Raw genomic sequence first — 3,174 nt, 5'->3', positions numbered from 1 at the left:
TGATAGAATAAGGGTAACATTTGCAACAGATAGGTCTTATTGACAATTTGAGACCTATCTTTTTCTATCACAGATCGTTACACTCTTGACGTATCAATCGTTTCAAGCCATATCGTCGCCCCCCCAGCCATATCCCACAAGGAACACCACACGCCAGCACGTTCAGGAAGTTTTGATGAGTGAATATTGAAAATCTTACCCACACCATATTCACTTGCTACTTTAATAATTTCTGAACTGATGATTAGATTGTTCCTTACAGACAAACTAATGTAAGGTTCATGTTCTTTATAAATAGCAATAATTTTCTCCTGTTCTTCTCTGTTTTTCGTACTTTTGATGCGATACAATTTGCATTCGTAGTGTCTCGCCATTTGATTGAATGTCATCAAATGGCATTTTTTATTGCCTAGATTTTTTTCAATGTCAGGGAAAACTATGTTACGGATATAATCTTTAGTCAAAAAATTAAACTTAGACAATTTTTCGACTTGGCTTTCTGCTTTTCTCGATACTTTTTGTGACAAAAATATATGAACTTTAAAGTTTATATTGCTCAAAAAAGGAAGCAAAAAATTTAGAGTTATATTAGCGATAATATCTTCGTTACAAAAAATAATCATATTTTTATGCTGATTATTTTTGTCCCTTTTTTGCCTAAAATTGTCTTCACAATTATTCATATCTTCTTGTCATTACTTACTTGTCTATTAAGATCCTCTATTCTGAGTTTACTCTCTAAGTCTTCTGGATAGTTATCGGGACTAAAGTAAGCAAGTTTAGAGAGAATGTCGCTTTGTGTTTTCCAGGCCAATTCATCTTGTAAATATGCCTCAAAACTTTGGCTTGTAACCACCTTTTCTAGTTCTTTGTGTCCAGTAAAATAAATTCCCTGGTCGATGGGATTGGCAGTATTATTATCGAAAGTCCAACGCAGAACTTTTCTAATCTTCGTTTCGGAGTTAGTAAATCCTTCTCTACCATGAAAAGCAACTAAATTTGCCAGCACTAAACTTTCCCTAAGTTCTTCTAACAAAACGCTTGTGTAATTCTCTGGATCTTTATTAAAATTCCAGATCCAGTTCATTGCTATCTGAGTCAAAGCGCTTTTACATTTATATTCAACATCACCATCGGCGCGATAACCCGTTGTAATGCATCTTTTTTCCTTATGGTAATTAATAATTGGTTTACTAAGATGACCATCCGTTCCTTCCCTAAAAAAGGTAACAGCATCTGCTTCTTTTAAAACAGCTAGATAAGGCAAAGGAATAGCATTTAAAAGATGCTGTCCACTCGCCACACGAGTTTCCCCTCCTGATTGAGCATTTTCTAGGACTGTAAACACCACCCAATCAGGAACGACTTTTAAGAATGTGCTGTCTTGATGGACTTCCTGATGACCGTTGTATTTATTACCCTTAACACGATCAGCTGGATTTGCCATCATCAAAACATCATTTTCTTTAAAATCAACGCCATAGTCAGCTAACACTTTTCTGGCTAAAGCATTCTCATTGGATTCTATTTTGCCAGCATTACTATAGGGTTGTCGCACTTGTTCCCCGAGCAATAAATGCAACTGATTTCGCCATTCTTGAAAACGTCGATTATCTAATAACGCATCATTTTCGTGAGTACGGAGAACAAAAAAACCATATAGATTTGTCAATAGCTGCACGTCCCTGCGAATCCCATCATCTGAAAGCTTTCCCCCAGCAGGAATCTGAATAGTGAAATCTTTTTTTGTTAATTTCCTGAGTTGATATAAAAAATCGTAATTGTTCTTTACAAAATTCCTTTTTTTGATGTAATTATCTAGATACATTGTCATTCATAACATTAAGATGATTTATATGTCAATATATGTCAAGTTTTCTCTTGCTCTTGATAGGCTTTAACTACAGCCTTAATAGTATCATGATTTTCCTTTCTTTCAATTATTTCTCTTGTAACTTTAACAGATTGGTGTAACCTATAAGCATAAGATTTTCTTAACTTTATAAAGTTTTGTTGAATTAAGTAACAAAAACACCTTAGCCCACCGCTACCGGGAGGGAGCATGTCATTTTTGCTGGGGGGGCGACATGAATGGCTATAAAGCTGACAGAACAAGCGCGGGTTGACTGACAAAACTAATCAACCACTTACTGGTAGGTTTGTATTCTGAATTCCAGTCGATAGTCGTTTATCCTGAAGGGGTGACATGGAAGCTAGAATGTAACCATAATAAGCGACCTAGCTCTTATACCTCGTAAATAATACTCCAGTTTATTGGGATTTAAGCTCATTAACTCCTTCACCAAATCCCAAAACGACTCCATAAAACTCACCCAAGTTTGACCATATAAGCTGACAGGGCGCTTGTCGCCCCGTCAGGAAAACGGCTGTAAGATTTACTTAATCAAAAGTCTCTCAAACCAGCACTAATAAAGACTCAAAATTCTTCAATTTCTTAGCTTCATTATTATTAGCATATCCATAGACGCGAGGAAGTTGCTTAGTGCTTAAAAGTACTTTTCTGACCTCAGAGTTGGATACATTACTTAGGTTTCTGCCAGAAAGAAGAGCAGTAATGGCAGCTATCCCCAATGCCTGACCAACACCAGCATTGAATTCCACAATTCTACCAGCGGATGAAGCAAACCCTTGAAAACCAGAACCAGGACTAACAACGGCTAAATTAGGAACTGTCTTAATTTGGGCATGCTGGATGCCAATGTTGAAAATTGGCTTACTAAAACTTACACTTTTTATCCCGTTCTCAGAGGCTCTGTTACCAAGACCTTCGATACCACCGCGCACATCAAAATGATAGCCAAAGGTTCCCAAAGCAGACCAATTCGGTGTGCCACCTAAGAGCATTTGGGAGCCATAGAGAGGGTCTACTACACCAGTAATATTGCCTGCATGGCGGATATAAAGTTCAGATGCTGGCTTAACGGCTTTCGCTCCGATACCCTTTAGCCAAGTTTCCACGAAATTCATCTCTTCGAGAATCTTAGCAGAGGGTTTAGCACCTGCTTTAGCAAATTCCTCTGCTTCACTGCCATTGACCTTACACAGGAGGGCATTCCAGGAAAGCCTACCCCCTGGAAGAATTGCCACATTGCCTTCATCTGTTCGCCTTCCTGGAGACTCCCGCTATAATCGCGAGATTTAGCGGTGAGAGGA

Annotated in this window: 3 protein-coding genes; all 3 read right to left on the bottom strand. The window is 38.0% G+C overall.

The window, feature by feature from the left end; all coding sequences use genetic code 11:
* Positions 1-77: 77 nt before the first annotated feature.
* The 3 genes from F6K38_RS37890 to F6K38_RS37880 all read right to left on the bottom strand — a co-directional run bounded on the left by F6K38_RS37890 (position 78) and on the right by F6K38_RS37880 (position 3,108).
* A complete protein-coding gene (locus tag F6K38_RS37890; RefSeq protein ID WP_008179328.1) occupies positions 78-683 on the bottom strand; it encodes a formyl transferase in 606 nt (201 codons plus the stop codon).
* On the bottom strand, positions 680-1,828 hold the full coding sequence (locus F6K38_RS37885; protein ID WP_287247431.1) for a TauD/TfdA family dioxygenase: 1,149 nt from the start codon (positions 1,826-1,828) through the stop codon (positions 680-682). Before F6K38_RS37885 ends, F6K38_RS37890 begins: the two co-directional genes overlap by 4 nt.
* A 587-nt stretch (positions 1,829-2,415) precedes the next feature.
* On the bottom strand, positions 2,416-3,108 hold the full coding sequence (locus F6K38_RS37880) for an FAD-dependent oxidoreductase (RefSeq protein ID WP_287262895.1): 693 nt from the start codon (positions 3,106-3,108) through the stop codon (positions 2,416-2,418).
* Positions 3,109-3,174: the final 66 nt, after the last annotated feature.

The organism is Moorena sp. SIO3B2 (assembly GCF_010692525.1).
Taxonomy (GTDB): Bacteria; Cyanobacteriota; Cyanobacteriia; order Cyanobacteriales; family Coleofasciculaceae; genus Moorena; species Moorena producens.
The sequence above is the reverse complement of the archived record's forward strand: the minus strand, read 5'-3'. Positions and strand labels throughout refer to the sequence as shown.

Bases quoted from the DNA above. Each gene is read 5' to 3' on its own strand.
- F6K38_RS37890 (WP_008179328.1), bottom strand. From the start codon at position 683: ATGAATAATTGTGAAGACAATTTTAGGCAAAAAAGGGACAAAAATAAT.
- F6K38_RS37885 (WP_287247431.1), bottom strand. From the start codon at position 1,828: ATGTATCTAGATAATTACATCAAAAAAAGGAATTTTGTAAAGAACAAT.